We start from the raw sequence: 15,348 nt of genomic DNA, 5'->3' as shown, positions 1-15,348 counted from the left end.
CAAGGACCACCATGCGATGGACACCCCGCCCCCGGCCGGCCGTCCCCGGCCGCCCCTGCGTCTGGTCGGCCCGGCCGGAGCCCGCCCTGTGAACCAGCCCATGCCCTCCGGATCCGACCCCGCCGACCGCACCGACCTGACCCGGGTCATGCGGCAGGTCGCCCACGGGGACAAACAGGCGTTCTCCGTCCTGTACGACGCCCTGGCCCCCCTGGTCCTCGGGATCGTGATCAAAGTCGTACGCGACCGGGCCCAGTCCGAGGAGGTCGCCCAGGAGGTCATGATCGACCTGTGGCGGCAGGCCGCCCGCTACCGGCCCGACTCCGGGAGCGTCACCACGTGGGCGGCGACCATCGCCCACCGGCGGGCGGTGGACCGGGTCCGCTCCGCCCAGGCGTCGGCCGACCGGGAACGGGCGCAGGCCGCCCGCGAGCACCGGACCGCATTCGACGAGGTCGCCGAGCAGGTCGAGACCCGCCTGGACAGCGAACAGGTCCGGCGGTGCCTGCACGGCCTCACCGAACTCCAGCGCCAGGCGGTGACGCTGGCCTACTACCGGGGCCTGACGTACCGCGAAGTCGCCGAAGTCCTGCACACGCCGCTTCCCACCATCAAGACACGCATGCGCGACGGACTGATCCGGCTCCGCGACTGCATGGGGGTGACCACATGAACCAACACCGGCACCAGCACCGGTCCGACGTCCACGCCCTCACTGCCGCCTACGCACTGAACGCCCTGGATCCCGCCGAGCGCGAGCAGTTCACCGCCCACCTCGCCCAGTGCGAGGAGTGCCGGCAGGAAGTGGCCGAGTTCCGCGCCACCGCCGCACGCCTGGCCGCCGCCGCGTCCCAGCCGCCGCCCGCCTCCATGAAGCAGCAGACCATGGCGGCGGTCGACGGTGTTCGCCAACTCCCGCCCCGGAGCTCCACCGCCCTGTCCCCGGTCCCGCTGCGCGGCGTGCTGCGCCGCAAGGCCGGTCTGCTCGTGGTGGCGGCGAGCGTGGTCGCCGCCGCCCTGTTCGCCGGCCTGGCCGCCTGGCAGCACCAGGAGAGCCGCCAGTACGAACAGCAGGCCCGGCGCAGCGAGCAGCACCTCGAAGACGTCACCACGGTCCTGACCGCTCCCGACGCCCGCGCGGCCCGCGGCCGCACCAGCAACGGAGCCTCCACCGCCGTCGTCTCCTCGGCACTGCGCAACAAGGCCGTCTTCACCGCCAGCGGACTGCCCGCGCCCGTATCCGGCAAGACCTACCAGCTGTGGCTGGACCACGACGGCACCATGCGCCCGGCCGGCTTCATCCACCAGGACGGCACCGTCCTCATCGACGGCGACACCGCCGACGCCGATGCGATCGGCCTCACCCTCGAACCGACCGGAGGATCCCCGCAACCCACCACGGCCCCGCTGCTCCTGATGGACCTGCCGGCCTGACCGCACGCCCGGGCCGAGCCGGTCAGGGCACCGGCTGGGCGCCCACGCTGCTGACCCAGACGGGGAAGGGGGTGTCCTCCGGCTCGATGCCGGGCTCCTCCGCGCCGCTCTGCACATCGTCCAGGTCCGCCCAGGCGATGAGCCCCGGCCCACTGTCGCTCAAGAACCCCTCGACGATCGGGCCGAGCTCGTCGCAAGCCGCGTAGTTCCCGCCGAACGGCAACGCTTCGGGTGGCACCGAACCGGTCGAGCACCGGAGTTGCCCGGCCTGCTCGTCGTGCCACACGTAGAACGTCGCCACCCCGGGAAAGCCCAGTTCGCGAACGCGCCCCCGTATGGCGGCGGCAGTGCGCCCGAAGGCAGCCACCACCTCGGAAACGGACAGTGATTCCCTGTCCCCTTCCGCCGCACTCAGCCACCAGGTGTTGGTGTCCACCTCCACCTGCCGGTCGGTCGGCTCAAGCACCAGGGGCTCGTCCGCCACCTCGGCGATCCATGTCAACAGCACCACAGCAGTATCCCTCCACCGACGGGGCCCGCCGGTGCGAGGGCCGTTCACCGGGACAGCAGCTTCCCGTCGGCGCCCGCGGCGCCGCCGGGAAGCTGCACGGCCGGGTGGCCGCGGCCGAGGTCTCCGACCGCTGCGCCCACGCGGGCATGGTCGAGCACTCCGTGTACCGCAGCCCGCGGATCAGCTGACGGTCTCGACCGCGTAGAGGGCTCCGACGCCTGTGGCCAGCGTGCCGAGCAGCAGGCGCAGCGCCTTTTCGGGGAGCCGGGGCTGGAGGCGGGCGCCGAGGTAGCCGCCGATGAGGCCGCCCAGGCCGCAGGCCAGTCCGAGGAACCAGTGGGGCGCGATGCTGCCCGGTCCGGCCAGCGACAGCAGAGCGTAGGTGGCCGAACCGACGACGGAGGTGGCGAAGGTCGAGGCCAGCGCCGCCGGAGCCACCTTCGTGACCGGCATCCCGCGCCCGACGAGGATGGGACCCAGCAGGGAGCCGCCGCCGATGCCGTAGATCCCGCCGACCACGCCCACGCCCAGCGCGAGTGCGGTGACCACCCGCTCGGACGGACCGTCGCCGGATGGCTTCGGTCGGCGGGGCGGCCGGAGCGTGCGGGCGATCAGCCACACGCCCAGCGGCAGCAGGAACACCGCCACCAAGGCATTGAAGACGGCCGGGCCCGGAATGGCGAACACCCGGACGACGGCGCCGACGACGACTCCCGGCAGGGTGCCGAGCACCAGCCGCCGCACCAGCGGGCCGTGCAGTGCGCCCGTGCGCCGGTAGCGCAGGAGCGCGCCCGGACCGGCGACCACGTTGTAGAGCAGGTTGGTCGGGGTCACCGCGGGACTCGGTACCGCGAACACGCTCAGCTGCACGGGCAGCAGGAACACCGCCCCCGACACGCCGACGGGCGCGGTGACCACCGCGATCAGCAGGCCCGCGGCCAGCCCCGCCAGCCCTGTTCCCCAGTCCATGACGAGTCAGCCCCGGCCGATCCCCACCGTGCCCGTGCCCCGGCGCAGGATCGGATCAGTGTCGACCGGCGTCATCATGGCCTGATACTGTCACATCAGCGGCCAGTGATACCAGCCTGTGCTGATGCGGCTGTCGCCCCACTCCCTGCCCGGGCGAGAAGAGGCTTCGTGGGCGCCGCCAAGCCGTCCGTGCTGTTCGTCTGCGTCCACCACGCCGGCCGCTCCCGGATGGCCGCCACCCGGCTCACCCACCTCGCCGGGGACGCGTCGACGTCCGCTCCGCGGGCTCCGCTCCCGCCGCCCCGGTGAACCCCGCCGCGGTCGAGGCCATGCGCGAGGTCGGTGTCGACATGTCCGCCGAGATCCCCAAGATCCCGCAGAGCAGACCGGGACACCGAACGGGGAGCCGAGAAGCCGAGGAGCCGGGGGGCGGGGGTTCAGGGGGTCATGTCGTACGTGACCCACATGGTCCGCCTGGCCACCTGGTCGTACTTGGACCGCGCCCGGTGGTTGTCGTCGGCGGTGATCCACCGGACCACGCTCCAGCCGCGCTCGGCCGCCAGCTCGCGCAGCGCGCCGAGCAGCAGGTCGGCGGCGCCCGAGCCGCGGTGTTGCGGCGCCACGAACAGGTCGTCGAGGAAGCAGCCGACCGTCGCGGAGAGCGGTCGCGCGAACGGACGGTAGTGGGCGAGGCCCAGGAGCCGGCCCTCGGTGTCCTCGGCCACCAGGGCGCCGACCTCGTGGCCCGGGTCGGTCACCCACGACCACACCGTGGCGGCCGCCTCCTCGGTCTGCTCCACCTCGTAGAAGTCGGCGTAGCCGCGGTAGAGGGCGCGCCACTGTGCGAAATCCCCTGCCCGCACGGAACGCACGCTGATGTCGGACATAGGACTGGACTCCCGTGATCGAAGGAATGCGGAGCGGGGTGCAACGGGTGCGGTCCCGCTCCGGTGCACAGAACCGATCATGCGGGAGCCCGGCGGCCCCGGCAGGTGCCGGGGTGTCGAAACGCGGCTCCGCGCAGCGCCACGATGTACGGGTACGGTGCCCGGCCGGCCGGTGCAGCCCTTCCTGCCGCGCGACACCCGGCGTGTCCGCATAATGAGGGGAGGGGACGGCGTGCGGAAGGGGACGTCTCGTGCCATCGGCTCGGCCGGGGGGCGAGGAGACCCACGGCCCGATCTGGTCCGAGCCCGGGCCGCTGCTGGAGCGCGTGCCCGTGGCGGTCCTCGGTATCGATGACCGCGACCGCGTCTGCTACTGGGGGCCCGGCGCGCGCGGCCTCTTCGGGTACGAACCCACCGCCGTCCTCACCCGGCCCGGCGCCGTTCTCTTCGCCGACGGCGCGGGGGGCCTGTCCGCATCGTGCGCCCGGCTGACGGAAGAGGGCCGCACCCAGGGGTACTGGCGGGGGAGGCTGAAGGCCCGGCACCGGGACGGCACGGCCTTCGACTGCGGCTTCCGGTCCTTCTCCGTGACCGGGTCCGGCGGTCCCTCGGTGGTGATGGTCCTGGCGAGCCGCAGCGACGAACTCGACCGGGTCAAGACCAACCTGGCCTTCCTCGACGCCCTCTTCGAGGCATGCCCCATCGGCCTGGTCATGCTCGACCCGGACCTGCGGTACATCCACCTCAACCAGGCGCTCGCCGACATGGACGGCCTGCCCATCGAGGACCACCTCGGACGTCACATGGACGAGGTCATGATCATGTCCGACGGCGGCGAGTACGAGCGCATGCTCCGCGCCGTCGCGCTGGGCGGGGAGCCGGTCGTGGGGACCCTGGTCGGAGTGCGCCCCCGGGGACACCCGGACCGCGACCAGGTCCGTTCCGTGAGCTTCTTCCCGCTCAGCCAGGCCGTCGGCTCGCGCCCCGGGGTGGGCGGGCTGATGGTGGACGTGACCGACCGGGAACGGGCCATCCTGGAAGCCACCGCCAGCCGTCGCAGGCTGGCGCTCCTCGACGGGGCCTCCACCCGGATCGGGACCACCCTGGACGTGAACCTCACCGCCCAGGAGCTGGTCGACGCGTCGATGCCGGACTTCTGCGACGGCGCCGTGGTCGAGATCGTGGAGTGGATGGACGAGACGGAGGATTTTGATCCGGGGCGGCCGCTGATCACCCGCCGGATCGCCTCCGGGACGACCCTGCCCGATCCCGCCGTCGAACTCGTGAGCGGAGTGGAGAAGGTGCGCTACCCGCCGGGCTCCGTCATCCACGAGATGCTGCGGACCGGTCGGGCCATCTCGGCGACGGTGGACGAGGAGTTCCTGGCCCGGACCGTCGTCATCGAGTCACGTGCCCGGCTCATGGCCGAGAGCGGCGTGGCCTGCATCCTCGTCGCCCCGCTCATCGCCAGGGGCACCGTCCAGGGAATCGCCCTGTTCGGCCGGTCCTCCGACCGCCCGGCCTTCACCCCGGAGGACGTCAGCCTGGCCGGCGAGCTCGCCTCCCGCGCCGCGATCTGCCTGGACAACGCCCGCCTCTACAGCCGGGTCCAGGACATCGCCCTCACCCTGCAGCGGGCCCTGCTCCCCACCACGCTCGCGGTCACCCCGTACGTCGACCTGGCCCACCGGTACGTGCCCGGCAGCCGGATCACCGAAGTGGGCGGCGACTGGTACGACATGATCGACCTGCCCGACGGCCGGGTCGCCCTCGTCGTCGGCGACGTGATGGGGCACGGGGTGTCGGCGGCCGCCGCGATGGGCCGCCTGCGCATCACCACCAAGGCACTGGCCCGGCACGACATCGAGCCCGCCGACCTGCTCACCGAACTCGACGCGTGCGCGCTGGAATCCGGCATCGAGCTCGCGACCTGCCTGTACATCGTCTACGACCCGCGCGACGGCCGGGCCCGCATCGCCAGCGCCGGCCACCCCCCGCCCCTGGTGCTCAGGCCGGACGGCACGGTGGAGACCGTCGACGAGGTCCTCGGCGTCCCGCTGGGTGTCGGCGGCTGCCCGTTCCGGACGACCGGGATCGAACTGCCCGAGAACTCGATGCTCGTCCTGTACACCGACGGCCTCATCGAGGCGCGGGGCCGCGACATCGAGGCGGGCCTGGACGCGTTGCGCGCCGAACTGGGAAGGGAAGGGGAGCCGTTGGAGGAGATGGCGGACCGCATCCTCGCGAGCCTGCTGCCCGATCCGCCGACCGACGACACGGTCCTCATCCTCGCCCGCGTCCACCGCGGCGACGCGTGAGCTGCGCTCAGCCCCGGTGGGACACACCCGCCGTGTCCAGCGCGGCGCCCGCCAGCGAGGCCAGGGCGACCGCCACCGACCGGGCGTCCTCGGAGGGCAGGGGGTGACCGGGGAACGGGTCGAGGAGGAACCGGCCGTAGTAGTGGCCGCCCCCCACGACCCGCAGCTCGGTCTCGCCGTCCGGCCAGTCGGCGTACCCGGTGACCTCGCTGCCGCGGCGCAGCCACAGGCCGCCGTCGTGCTCCAGCCGCGGTCGGTGCCCGATCAGGGTTCCGTACTCGAAGCGGCAGCCGCGCAGCTGCAGCAGGCCGACGAGCTCCTGGCGGACGAACGCGACCACCGCGTCCGGTGAGCCGCCCTGCTCGGTCAGCCGGGCGGTGCCCTGGAGGCTGGACAGGTGCGCTGCGCCGGTCACCACGACCGCTTCCAGCCTGCGTGCCCGGACGGCCAGTTGCGAGACGATCAACCCGACGACCAGCAGCAGGACGGCCGTCTGGATCTCGTCCCGGTCGGCGAGCGTGAACCGCCGGTAGGGCCTGGCGAGCAGGAGGAGACCGAACCAGCCCGCCGCGGAGAGGGCGGCCAGGGCCGCGGCGGCCCGCGTCCCCGAGGCGGCGATGGCCACCACGGCGACGACCAGGATCAGTGCCTCGTTCGGCGTGGAGAGCTGCGTGCGGAAGGGGACGAGCGCGAGAGCCACGAGGAGCGGGACCACCAGGGCCCCGAACAGCGCGGCACGGTCGTGGAGTCGGTACCCGGGCATGTGATGCCTCCGTCCGGATGTGACGATCTCGAAGCGGACCTTCGCGGATCAGAATCAGGATCAGAACCAGAACCAACCATGGCCGGGCAGCTGTCGGCCACGTCCAGCCTGCCCACGGCGACGGCCGGAGCCACCTGCCCTGGTGAGGTCTTGACGTACCGCATACGGATTTTGCCGCCGGGCCGGGGCCGCCGCCATGTGCACGCCGGCCCGGCGTGCACACGAGGGGCCCTGCCCCGGCAGGGGCGCCTGCCGAGGTGAGGACCTAGCGGCCGCTGTCCGCGAGCACCGACGGCGACGACGCGTCCCGCTGGTGCGGGACCGGCGCGTGCGGCGGCGCGGACACCTGGACCTCGTCCCGCTGGAGTGCGACCGTCCGCGTCGGGGCCGGGATCGAGATGCCCTCCTCCCGGAACCGCTGGTGCAGTCGCTTGATGAACTCGTGCTTGATCCGGTACTGGTCGCTGAACTCGCCGACGCCGAGGATCACCGTGAAGTTGATCCGGGAGTCCGCGAACGTGTGGAAGCGGACGGCCCCTTCGTGATCGGGGACCGCGCCGTTGATGTCGGCCATCACCTGGTCGACCACGTCGAGGGTCACCCGCTCGACGTGCTCCAGGTCGCTCTCGTAGCCCACCCCGACCTGGACCAGGATCGACAACTTCGCCTCCGGCTGGGTGAAGTTGGTCATGTTGGTCCGCGCGAGGCGCCCGTTGGGGATGATGACGAGGTTGTTCGACAGGTTGCGCACCACGGTGTTGCGCCAGTTGATGTCGACGACGTAGCCCTCCTCGCCGCTGGTGAGCCGGATGTAGTCGCCGGGCTGCACGGTCTTCGAGGCGAGGATGTGCACGCCCGCGAAGAGGTTGGCGAGGGTGTCCTGGAGCGCCAGGGCCACGGCCAGACCGCCCACCCCGAGAGCGGTGACCAGAGGAGCGATGGACACGCCCATGGTCTCCAGGGCGACGAGAACGCCCATCACGAGGACCACGATCCGCGTGATGTTGACGAAGATGGTCGCCGACCCGGCCACCCCGGTGCGCGCCCCCGCCACGGACTGGACGAGGCCCGCGACGACCCGCGCCGCGCTCAGCGTGGCGATGAGGACGAGCAGCGCGGTCAGGGACTGGTTCACGAAGCCCGAGAGTCGCGCGGTGAGCGGCAGGGCCGCCGCGGCCACCGCGGCGCCGGCGATGAGGGCGGCCCCGGGGGCGATGGTGCGCAGCGCGTCGACGATGATGTCGTCCCCCCGCCACCGGGTCCGTTCGGCGTGCCGGCCCAGCCATCGCAGCAGGGCGCGCAGCAGCAGCCCGGCAGCGGCGCCCGCCGCCAGCGCGATACCGGCGACCAGCCAGTCGTGCAGGACGAGATCCCGGGTCACCGGACGCCCCCCGCTGCGCGACGCAGGCCCGGGGGAGTGGCGGCGGACGCTGCCGGCCGTCGTATGGGGTGGTGTGTCGTCACCTTGTCACCTGTCAGTTTGTCGTGCATGAAGCCGCGTTCGGGCGTGTGTACGCATCCGGAACGGGCTGCCATCCTGCCCCATGGCAGCAGGACGCACCGCAGGCGGGGCGGCCGCTACCGCCGTACGGCGGCGTGTTCGAGCACCGCGCGGACCTCGCCGGCGATCGCGCTCTCGTTGCGCTCGAACTCGGGGCCGGTCAGCTGCTGGGGATCGGCCGGGAGACCGGTGAGCACCGGGGTGTGCAGATGGCCGCCGGGCAGCCGCGGAGCGAGCTCGGAGCGCAGCCGGTTGGAGCGGTAGGCCACCTCGTTGGAGAGGTACCCGCCCCCGCCGCCCGCCACGGCCCGCGAGCCCGGGGTGGGGCCGTCGGCCCGGTCGACGGGAGTCGTGCCACCCGCAGGGATCTCGGTCACCTCGGTGTTCAGGAGGACCGGGTACGGGGTCTGCACGGCACCGGTGACCGCGTCCGCGGGGAGCGTGGTACGGATGAACTCCGGGCCCGCGCCGAGACCGGGGGCGGTCACCGGACGCTCACGGGTGCCCCCGGAGAGGGCGCGCACGTTGTCGGGGTACGGATCGGCGGACCGCGCCCGCCCAGCCCAGGCCTCCAGCGTGAAGATGCCGGGGTAGCCCTGGCTGACGGTGGTGATGATGTCCGCCGAGGCGGGGCCGCCGGCCATGCGCGGGGCGAACGCCCGCTCCACCATGCCGGCGTCGAAGTCGGCGTACCGCACGGGCAGGACGACCGCGCGGATCTCGGCGGGGCTGCCGTCGGCGAGGGTCACGCGCCGTCCGTTGAGCTGGAGGGCGGCCGATCCGGACGGGTTGGCGCGGCGTATCTCGGCGTCCAGCCCGAAGGGGTCGAACCCGCTGATGAAGACGCGGCGTACGCCGGGCGCGGTCCGGAAGGCGTTGTTCGTGAGCCCGCGGGAGGCGTCCTCGAAGCGGGCGCGGAGCCCGGCCCGGTCGGCGGTGAACTCCGGCTGCCAGCGGGCGAGTACGGCGGTCATGCCGAGCCGCGCCCAGTACAGCGGGCGGTCGTCCCCGGGGGCGAGGTCGCCTCCGGGGCGCTGTCCCTGGGCCCGGCGCACGGAGGCCTGCCAGAGTGCCTCGCCCCAGGAGTCGACCAGCCGGCCGGCCTCGGCGGGGTTGCGGGTCCCGCAGAGGGCGGCGGGGAAGCGCCGTACGAAGTCGCCGAGCCCGGCGCGCTCGACGAGCGCCGTGGTGCGCGCGTCCGCGAGCCGCGCCTGTTCGGCGTCGAGAGGTGCGGACGCGGAGGTGCGGCAGGCGGACGCGCCGTCGGCCGCGTGCGCGGGCGAGGCGACTGCCAGGGGAAGGACGGTGGCGAGAAGGGCAGCGGCCGACGCCGCACGCCGTAAGAGCATCATGCGATGTGACATTACATAGCTGCCGTCACCCCCACCAGACGCACAGGGCGCAGCCGCGGTGACTGGCTCAACCATGACGCAGACACGGCTGGTTCACCGCACGGCGCCCCTACGACGGGCAGGGGCGCCGCACGGTCACCGGCACCGGCACCGGCCGGGCGCGGCGCTCAAGGGACCGGGGCCGGGCCGATCGCGGTGCCGGTCCGCTCGTAGGCGTACCCCGCACGCAGCACCGCGGCTTCGCCGAAGGGCTTCCCCATCAGCTGCATGCCGATCGGCATGCCGGCCGAGTCCAGGCCGACGGGCACGCTCAGTGAGGGCACGCCCGTGAGGTTGGCCGGGGCCGACAGCCGCACGTACGCGTCGGCGACGCCTTCGACGCTGCCGTCGCCCCAGGTCACCTCCGTCCGGCCGGCCTTCACGGCGGTGACCGGCACGGTCGGTGCGGCGATCACGTCGACCGCCTCCAGCATCTCCCGCCAGGCCTGCCGCATCAGGGTGCGCGCCCGCTGGGCCCGCAGATAGTCCCCCGCGGTCAGGAGCTCGCCCGCCTCCAGCAGAACGCGGACATCGGCCCCGTACAGATCGGGCACGACCCGCAGCGTCCGCTCGTGATAGGCGGTGGCCTCGGGCACCATCAGCCCCCAGTGGGCCGCCCGGATGTGGCGCGTCATCGGGATCTCGATGTCGACGAGCCGGGCGCCGAGCTCCTCCAGCCGCCCGATCGCCCGGCGGACGGCGGCCTCGACCTCGGGGTCCACCCGCTCGAAGTAGTAGTTGCCCGGCACTCCGACCCGCAGCCCCGTCAGATCCGTTCCGGGGCCGGGCCGGTGGTCCACCGTCGGGGCCGCGACGGACGCCGGGTCGCGCGGATCGTGCCCGACCAGGGCGGACAGGACCAGTGCGGCGTCCTCCACGGTGCGGGTGAGGGGGCCCACGTGGTCGAGCGACCAGGACAGCGAGGTCACGCCGTGGCGCGGCACCAGCCCGTATGTCGGCTTCAGTCCGACGACCCCGTTCAGGGCGGCGGGCACCCGGATCGACCCGCCGGTGTCGGTGCCCAATGCGAAGGCGGCCGCCCCTGCGGCCACGGCGACGGCCGACCCGCCGCTGGAACCGCCGGCCACCCGGCCCGGGTCCCAGGCGTTGGCGGTCTGAGGGGTGGTCAGGCCGTAGGCGAACTCGTGCGTGTGGGTCTTGCCGACGAACGCCGCCCCGGCCGAGGCGAGGCGCGCGGCGACGGTGCTGTCGGTCTGCGCCCGGTGCCCCGTCCGTACCCGGGAGCTCGCCGTGGTGGCCGTCCCGGCGACGTCGATGAGGTCCTTGAGGGCGGCGGGTATCCCGTGCAGAGGTCCCCGGTGCGCGTCACCGGTGAGCTCGGTCTCCGCCCTGCGCGCCGCCCTGCGCGCATCGTCCGCCGTGACGGTGGTGAAGGCCCGCAGGCGCGGTTCGACCTGTGCGATCCGCTCCAGCGCCGAGTCCACCAGTTCGACCGGCGAGACCCGCCGGGTGCGTACGGCCTCGGCCGCCTGGGCCAGGGTCAGCTCATACGGCTGCATCGTGCTGTTCCCCTCCCGCGCGGTAGACGGAGGAGGGCGGCGTCTCGCCGAAGTCCAGCTCCCGCAGGAGCGATACGACGGCGTGGATGTGGTCGGCGGTGGCTGCCACTTCCGCGTGGCGGTCCTGTGTCAGGGGGAGCCCGGACCGTGCGGCCCAGCGGGCGGCCTCGGCAGGGGTGAGGTCTGAGGCGGACATGTACTGCCTTCCTTCAGGATGAACGGCGGAATGATCATCGCCGCCTTAAAGCTAATGCCTTGCGTTAGTCCACAGTAGGGCCTACGGTCGCTTAAAGCGAATGAATCGCTTTTGTTGCTTGTCGGTCCTCTGCAGACGAAGGAAGCACGCGCATGCGCACCGCACAGTTCACCGAGCCGGCCCCGTCCGGAGCCGCCGCCCACTGGTCCGTCGGGGAGCTCACCGTCCACCGCATCGACGAGGTGCCCCTGCCGCCCGCGACCGGCCCGTGGCTGCTGCCCGCCGCCACCCCGGACGTGGTCGCCGGACACGACTGGCTGCGGCCCGACTTCGCCGGCCCGGACGGCGTCCTGCACCTCGACAGCCACAGCTTCGCGCTCGTGGTGAACGGTCTGCGCGTCCTCGTCGACACCGGGATCGGCAACGGCAAGACGAGGGCCAACCCGGCGTGGCACGACCTGCGCACCGACTACCTCGCACGCCTCGCGGACATCGGATTCACCCCCGACAATGTCGACCTGGTGATCCTCACCCATCTGCACACCGACCACGTCGGATGGAACACCCGGGAGGTCGACGGCGCGTTGGTGCCGACCTTCCCGGGCGCCCGCTACCTCACGGCGCGGACGGAGTACGAGTTCTGGGCCGCCTACGACATGGACGAGGCGCGCCGCGGCATGTTCCGCGACTCCGTCGTGCCGGTCGAGGAGGCGGGGCTGCTCGACCTGGTCGACGTGCCGGCCGAGGGGATCGAGGTGACCGCCGGGCTGCGCCTGCTGCCCGCCCCGGGGCACACCCCCGGACACATCGCCGTTCAGGTGAGCAGTGCGGGCGCCGCCGCGCTCATCACGGGGGACGCCGTCCACCACCCCGTGCAGCTGGCGCATCCGGAGATCGGCAGCTGCGTCGACATCGACCCCGTGCAGGCCGAGGCCACCCGCCGGGCGCTGCTCGCCCGGCTCGCCGGCACCGGCGCGCTGGTCCTCGGTACGCACTTCCCCCCGCCGACCGCCGGCCGCGTGGTCGCCGACGGGGACGCCTACCGGCTCGAAGCCGCGGCCGGACACCCGGAGGGCCGCTGACCGGCAACCGGCCGCCGCTTCCGCGGGGTTGCCTCGGCCCCGGCCCTCGGCCCCGGCCCCTACGTGGGCCCGGCGCGGGCGCGCGGCGGTCAGCGTGCTGCGCCGAAGCCCTCCAGGGCCTCCCGCACGAGACCGTGCGCGTACGCGTCGGTGAGGTCGCCGGGGCGGAAGAGGATGCGGTACATCATCGGTGCCACGACCCGGTCGAGCACCGTCTCGACGTCCGGGGCGTCCTCGCCGCGCTCCACGGCGCGGGCGAGCACGATGTCGATCTGCTCCGCCGCGTAGGCCGAGCACCGTCCCGCGTTGTCGCCATCGGGGTCCCCCAGCAGCGCGTCGCGGATGTACGCACGCCCCGTGGGCGAGGTCATCTCCTCGAGGAACTGCTCGGCCCATCCCCCCAGGTCCTTCGGCAGATCTCCGTGGTCCGCCGGAGGGGCGTCCGGGCGCAGGTGCTCGACGGCGACGTCGGAGAGCAGTTCCTGCAGGTCGCCCCAGCGGCGGTAGATCGTCGACGGAGTGACGCCGGCGCGCGCCGCGACCAGCGGAACGGTGAGTTCGGGACGTCCCACCTCGGCCTGGAGCTCCCGCACGGCGGCGTGGACCGCCTGCTGGACCCGCGCGCTGCGGCCTCCGGGGCGGACCATCGCTTTTCGGCTCATGCGGCCAGCTTAAAGCAAATTTCTTGCATCATGCCGCTCCGGGGCGGACTCCGCGGCCGGGCCGGCCGCGGAGTCCGGGGTGGGGCGGGACGAGGTGGTGGTGCCGGCGTTACTTCTTGAGGAAGGCCAGAAGGGCGTTGTTGACCTCTTCGGCGTGTGTCCAGAGGAGACCGTGGGGAGCGCCTTCGACGACGACGTAGTCGGCGTGGGGCAGGGCCCGGTGGAAGGGCTCCGCGGTGGCCTCGATCGGGAGGATCCGGTCCCCGGTGCCGTGGACGATCAGGGCGGGGACGTCGATCTTGGGGATGTCCGCCCGGAAATCGGTCGTCCAGGTGGGCACGGCGGCGCGGGAGGCGTACGCCGAGGCGCCGGCGGCGGTGGCCCAGTTGGCCCGCAGCGCCTCTTCGCTGATGCGCGTGCCGAGGTTCTCGTCGAGGTTGTAGAACGCCTGGTAGAAGTCGGTGAAGTAGGCGTAGCGGTCCTTCGTGACGGCGGCGAGGATGCCCTCGAAGACGCTGCCGTCGACACCGGTCGGGTTGTCGGCGGTCTTGAGGAGGTAGGGCTCGAGGCCGGCGAGGAACGCGGCCTTGGCGACGCGCCCGGACCCGTGGGTGCCCAGGTAGCGTCCGACCTCACCGGTGCCCATGGAGAAGCCGACGAGGACGGTGTCGGTGAGGTCCAAGGTCTCCAGCAGGGTGTGGAGGTCGGCGGTGAAGGTGTCGTAGTCGTAGCCGGTGGTGGGCTGGCTCGAACGGCCGAAACCACGGCGGTCGTAGGTGATGACGCGGTGGCCGGCGTCGAGGAGGACGGGGAGCTGCTTCTCCCAGGAGTGTCCGTCCAGGGGGTAGCCGTGGATGAGGACGATCGGCTGCCCGGTGCCGTGGTCCTCGTAGTAGAGGTCGATGTTGGTGCTGTTCTCCTGGCCGACGGTGATGAACGGCATGGTGCTCTCCTCCGATGGTCCTGGTGGCGACGAATGGCCGGCGGTGTCCGCGGACCCGCCCCACTCTGCCCACGGCGAGGGCCGGGGCGCGACACCGCCGCAGCAGTGTCGCGCCCCGGGGCTCCGAATGCGGTGAGAACACGGACTTCCGCTGCGACGCGCCGGCGCGCCCCGTCGCCGCACCCCCCGTTCCCGGACGGCCCGGCGGACGGCGTCGCCGGCGACGCCGCCCGCCTGCGCGATCGATGATGGAACGGCACGGATCCGGTACCTCCGGAGGGAAGAGCGTGACCAACCGACCGCCCCGGCTGCTGCACCCCGGGCCGTACCGACGAGCCGGTCCGGCCCGCGCCCGCCCCACCGGCGCCGCCACGCCGTCCACCCGCCCCTCCGGTGCGCGGGCGGACCTGGCGCGCATGGAGGGCGGGTGGGGTGCCGCTCCCTGGTGGCGGGAGGTTCCGCTGCGCGGGCCCGGCCCTCACCCCGCAGGCGGGGCCGTGACCCGGCGGGTGGCGGAGCGCAGTGCGAAGGCCATGACCACTTCGAACACGCCGAGCAGGACGAGCCACAGTCCCAGCAGTCGGGTGAGGGCGACCGCGGAGTCCACGGGGAAGCAGAGCACGACGATTCCGGCGACGGAGCCGAGGATGCCCAGGCCGAGGAGCAGACCGCGGTGCACGAGTGCCCGGTCGGTGATCGCCACGTACACCGTGAGCACACCGGTCAGCAACCAGAACACTCCGACGATCAGGGACAGCGCGCCGATCGTCTGCATGGGATGGCGCAGCACCAGGACGCCCGCCAGGAACGCCAGCATGGCGATCAGGACGCCCGCCAGCCGGCTGCCGCCCCGGTCGCTGCTGTGCGAGAAGGCCGTGACGAACCGGAAGATGCCTGCCGCAAGGAGCTGCAGCCCGATGATCACGGCCAGGATGTGCAGCGTCTCGTCGGGCCAGACGAGCACGAGGATGCCGGGGATCAGGGTCGCGAGGGCGAAGCCGAGCGCCCAGTGCCACGAGCTTCCGAGCTGCCCGAGGACGTCCTCGGGGTCGCTGTGCGAGTACTGCGGTGCCGCGTCGGGGGTCATCGTGCCTCCTGCGCCGGCCGAACGGCACCCGCGGGGGCGCCTCGTAGCCGTCGGACAAGCCTTGTTTACCCTTTAGGTCTACTT

General features: G+C 72.9%; 16 protein-coding genes and 1 pseudogene. 6 read left to right on the top strand and 11 right to left on the bottom strand.

What is annotated here, in order from left to right:
- Nucleotides 1-100 precede the first annotated feature (100 nt).
- Both sigK and ACWGE1_RS06575 read left to right on the top strand, forming a co-directional pair.
- Nucleotides 101-673 carry an ECF RNA polymerase sigma factor SigK gene (gene sigK, locus ACWGE1_RS06580; protein WP_453419439.1) on the top strand — a complete coding sequence of 191 codons (573 nt, stop codon included), beginning with the start codon at nt 101-103 and terminating at the stop codon, nt 671-673.
- Complete coding sequence (locus tag ACWGE1_RS06575) at nt 670-1,434, top strand: anti-sigma factor (protein ID WP_453419431.1); 765 nt, start codon at nt 670-672, stop codon at nt 1,432-1,434. Before sigK ends, ACWGE1_RS06575 begins: the two co-directional genes overlap by 4 nt.
- Nucleotides 1,435-1,456: 22 nt before the next feature.
- Here the strand turns inward: ACWGE1_RS06575 and ACWGE1_RS06570 are convergent, their stop codons facing one another.
- Nucleotides 1,457-1,942, bottom strand: coding sequence for a hypothetical protein (locus ACWGE1_RS06570; protein WP_453419430.1), 486 nt, complete (start codon nt 1,940-1,942; stop codon nt 1,457-1,459).
- On the opposite strand from ACWGE1_RS06570, the gene ACWGE1_RS06565 reads away from it, so the two are divergent.
- Nucleotides 1,930-2,133: a hypothetical protein gene (locus ACWGE1_RS06565; protein WP_453419429.1), complete on the top strand. Its 204-nt coding sequence runs from the start codon at nt 1,930-1,932 to the stop codon at nt 2,131-2,133. The genes ACWGE1_RS06570 and ACWGE1_RS06565 overlap by 13 nt on opposite strands.
- On the opposite strand, the gene ACWGE1_RS06560 is transcribed toward ACWGE1_RS06565, so the two are convergent.
- The gene (locus tag ACWGE1_RS06560; protein WP_453419428.1) at nt 2,126-2,914 is read right to left on the bottom strand and encodes a TSUP family transporter; all 789 of its coding nucleotides are present in this window, start codon (nt 2,912-2,914) and stop codon (nt 2,126-2,128) included. The two genes, ACWGE1_RS06565 and ACWGE1_RS06560, sit on opposite strands and share 8 nt — an antisense overlap.
- Nucleotides 2,915-3,142: 228 nt before the next feature.
- Here ACWGE1_RS06560 and ACWGE1_RS06555 point away from each other — a divergent pair.
- A pseudogene (locus ACWGE1_RS06555) lies at nt 3,143-3,288 on the top strand (phosphotyrosine protein phosphatase); the annotation flags it as partial.
- Between the two features lie 63 nt (nt 3,289-3,351).
- Here the strand turns inward: ACWGE1_RS06555 and ACWGE1_RS06550 are convergent.
- Entirely contained in the window at nt 3,352-3,801 is a 450-nt protein-coding gene (locus tag ACWGE1_RS06550) for an N-acetyltransferase family protein (RefSeq protein WP_453419427.1), read from the bottom strand.
- 251 nt (nt 3,802-4,052) lie between these two features.
- Between ACWGE1_RS06550 and ACWGE1_RS06545 the strand changes: the two genes are divergently transcribed.
- Complete coding sequence (locus tag ACWGE1_RS06545) at nt 4,053-6,119, top strand: SpoIIE family protein phosphatase (RefSeq protein ID WP_453419426.1); 2,067 nt, start codon at nt 4,053-4,055, stop codon at nt 6,117-6,119.
- Nucleotides 6,120-6,126: 7 nt separating this feature from the next.
- On the opposite strand, the gene ACWGE1_RS06540 is transcribed toward ACWGE1_RS06545, so the two are convergent.
- The 5 genes from ACWGE1_RS06540 to ACWGE1_RS06520 form a co-directional block, all read right to left on the bottom strand.
- Nucleotides 6,127-6,882, bottom strand: a complete 756-nt coding sequence (locus ACWGE1_RS06540; RefSeq protein WP_453419425.1) for a DUF4118 domain-containing protein — start codon at nt 6,880-6,882, stop codon at nt 6,127-6,129.
- A gap of 265 nt (nt 6,883-7,147) precedes the next feature.
- The gene (locus ACWGE1_RS06535; protein ID WP_453419424.1) at nt 7,148-8,263 is read right to left on the bottom strand and encodes a mechanosensitive ion channel family protein; all 1,116 of its coding nucleotides are present in this window, start codon (nt 8,261-8,263) and stop codon (nt 7,148-7,150) included.
- A 197-nt stretch (nt 8,264-8,460) separates the two neighbouring features.
- Nucleotides 8,461-9,735 (bottom strand): pyroglutamyl peptidase, encoded by a 1,275-nt coding sequence (locus ACWGE1_RS06530; protein WP_453419423.1) that lies wholly within the window; start codon nt 9,733-9,735, stop codon nt 8,461-8,463.
- A 167-nt stretch (nt 9,736-9,902) separates the two neighbouring features.
- Nucleotides 9,903-11,294, bottom strand: coding sequence for an amidase (locus ACWGE1_RS06525; protein WP_453419422.1), 1,392 nt, complete (start codon nt 11,292-11,294; stop codon nt 9,903-9,905).
- Nucleotides 11,281-11,490, bottom strand: coding sequence for a hypothetical protein (locus tag ACWGE1_RS06520; protein ID WP_453419421.1), 210 nt, complete (start codon nt 11,488-11,490; stop codon nt 11,281-11,283). Before ACWGE1_RS06520 ends, ACWGE1_RS06525 begins: the two co-directional genes overlap by 14 nt.
- Nucleotides 11,491-11,642: 152 nt before the next feature.
- On the opposite strand from ACWGE1_RS06520, the gene ACWGE1_RS06515 reads away from it, so the two are divergent.
- Nucleotides 11,643-12,572, top strand: coding sequence for an MBL fold metallo-hydrolase (locus ACWGE1_RS06515; RefSeq protein WP_453419420.1), 930 nt, complete (start codon nt 11,643-11,645; stop codon nt 12,570-12,572).
- 89 nt (nt 12,573-12,661) lie between these two features.
- On the opposite strand, the gene ACWGE1_RS06510 is transcribed toward ACWGE1_RS06515, so the two are convergent.
- The 3 genes from ACWGE1_RS06510 to ACWGE1_RS06500 all read right to left on the bottom strand — a co-directional run bounded on the left by ACWGE1_RS06510 (nt 12,662) and on the right by ACWGE1_RS06500 (nt 15,264).
- Nucleotides 12,662-13,234 carry a TetR/AcrR family transcriptional regulator gene (locus ACWGE1_RS06510; protein ID WP_453419419.1) on the bottom strand — a complete coding sequence of 191 codons (573 nt, stop codon included), beginning with the start codon at nt 13,232-13,234 and terminating at the stop codon, nt 12,662-12,664.
- A 109-nt stretch (nt 13,235-13,343) separates the two neighbouring features.
- Nucleotides 13,344-14,177: an alpha/beta fold hydrolase gene (locus ACWGE1_RS06505; RefSeq protein WP_453419418.1), complete on the bottom strand. Its 834-nt coding sequence runs from the start codon at nt 14,175-14,177 to the stop codon at nt 13,344-13,346.
- Between the two features lie 478 nt (nt 14,178-14,655).
- Nucleotides 14,656-15,264 (bottom strand): HdeD family acid-resistance protein, encoded by a 609-nt coding sequence (locus tag ACWGE1_RS06500; protein WP_453419417.1) that lies wholly within the window; start codon nt 15,262-15,264, stop codon nt 14,656-14,658.
- Nucleotides 15,265-15,348: the final 84 nt, after the last annotated feature.

The sequence above is a fragment of the Streptomyces sp. NPDC054932 genome, from assembly GCF_053610205.1.
This window is presented reverse-complemented; position numbering and strand designations above follow the sequence as displayed.

Excerpts from the sequence above, each read along its gene's own strand:
- sigK (WP_453419439.1), top strand. The coding sequence starts at position 101 with ATGCCCTCCGGATCCGACCCCGCCGACCGCACCGACCTGACCCGGGTC.
- ACWGE1_RS06575 (WP_453419431.1), top strand. The coding sequence starts at position 670 with ATGAACCAACACCGGCACCAGCACCGGTCCGACGTCCACGCCCTCACT.
- ACWGE1_RS06565 (WP_453419429.1), top strand. The coding sequence starts at position 1,930 with ATGTCAACAGCACCACAGCAGTATCCCTCCACCGACGGGGCCCGCCGG.
- ACWGE1_RS06560 (WP_453419428.1), bottom strand. The coding sequence starts at position 2,914 with ATGGACTGGGGAACAGGGCTGGCGGGGCTGGCCGCGGGCCTGCTGATC.
- ACWGE1_RS06550 (WP_453419427.1), bottom strand. The coding sequence starts at position 3,801 with ATGTCCGACATCAGCGTGCGTTCCGTGCGGGCAGGGGATTTCGCACAG.
- ACWGE1_RS06540 (WP_453419425.1), bottom strand. The coding sequence starts at position 6,882 with ATGCCCGGGTACCGACTCCACGACCGTGCCGCGCTGTTCGGGGCCCTG.
- ACWGE1_RS06530 (WP_453419423.1), bottom strand. The coding sequence starts at position 9,735 with ATGATGCTCTTACGGCGTGCGGCGTCGGCCGCTGCCCTTCTCGCCACC.
- ACWGE1_RS06525 (WP_453419422.1), bottom strand. The coding sequence starts at position 11,294 with ATGCAGCCGTATGAGCTGACCCTGGCCCAGGCGGCCGAGGCCGTACGC.
- ACWGE1_RS06520 (WP_453419421.1), bottom strand. The coding sequence starts at position 11,490 with ATGTCCGCCTCAGACCTCACCCCTGCCGAGGCCGCCCGCTGGGCCGCA.
- ACWGE1_RS06515 (WP_453419420.1), top strand. The coding sequence starts at position 11,643 with ATGCGCACCGCACAGTTCACCGAGCCGGCCCCGTCCGGAGCCGCCGCC.
- ACWGE1_RS06510 (WP_453419419.1), bottom strand. The coding sequence starts at position 13,234 with ATGAGCCGAAAAGCGATGGTCCGCCCCGGAGGCCGCAGCGCGCGGGTC.
- ACWGE1_RS06505 (WP_453419418.1), bottom strand. The coding sequence starts at position 14,177 with ATGCCGTTCATCACCGTCGGCCAGGAGAACAGCACCAACATCGACCTC.
- ACWGE1_RS06500 (WP_453419417.1), bottom strand. The coding sequence starts at position 15,264 with ATGACCCCCGACGCGGCACCGCAGTACTCGCACAGCGACCCCGAGGAC.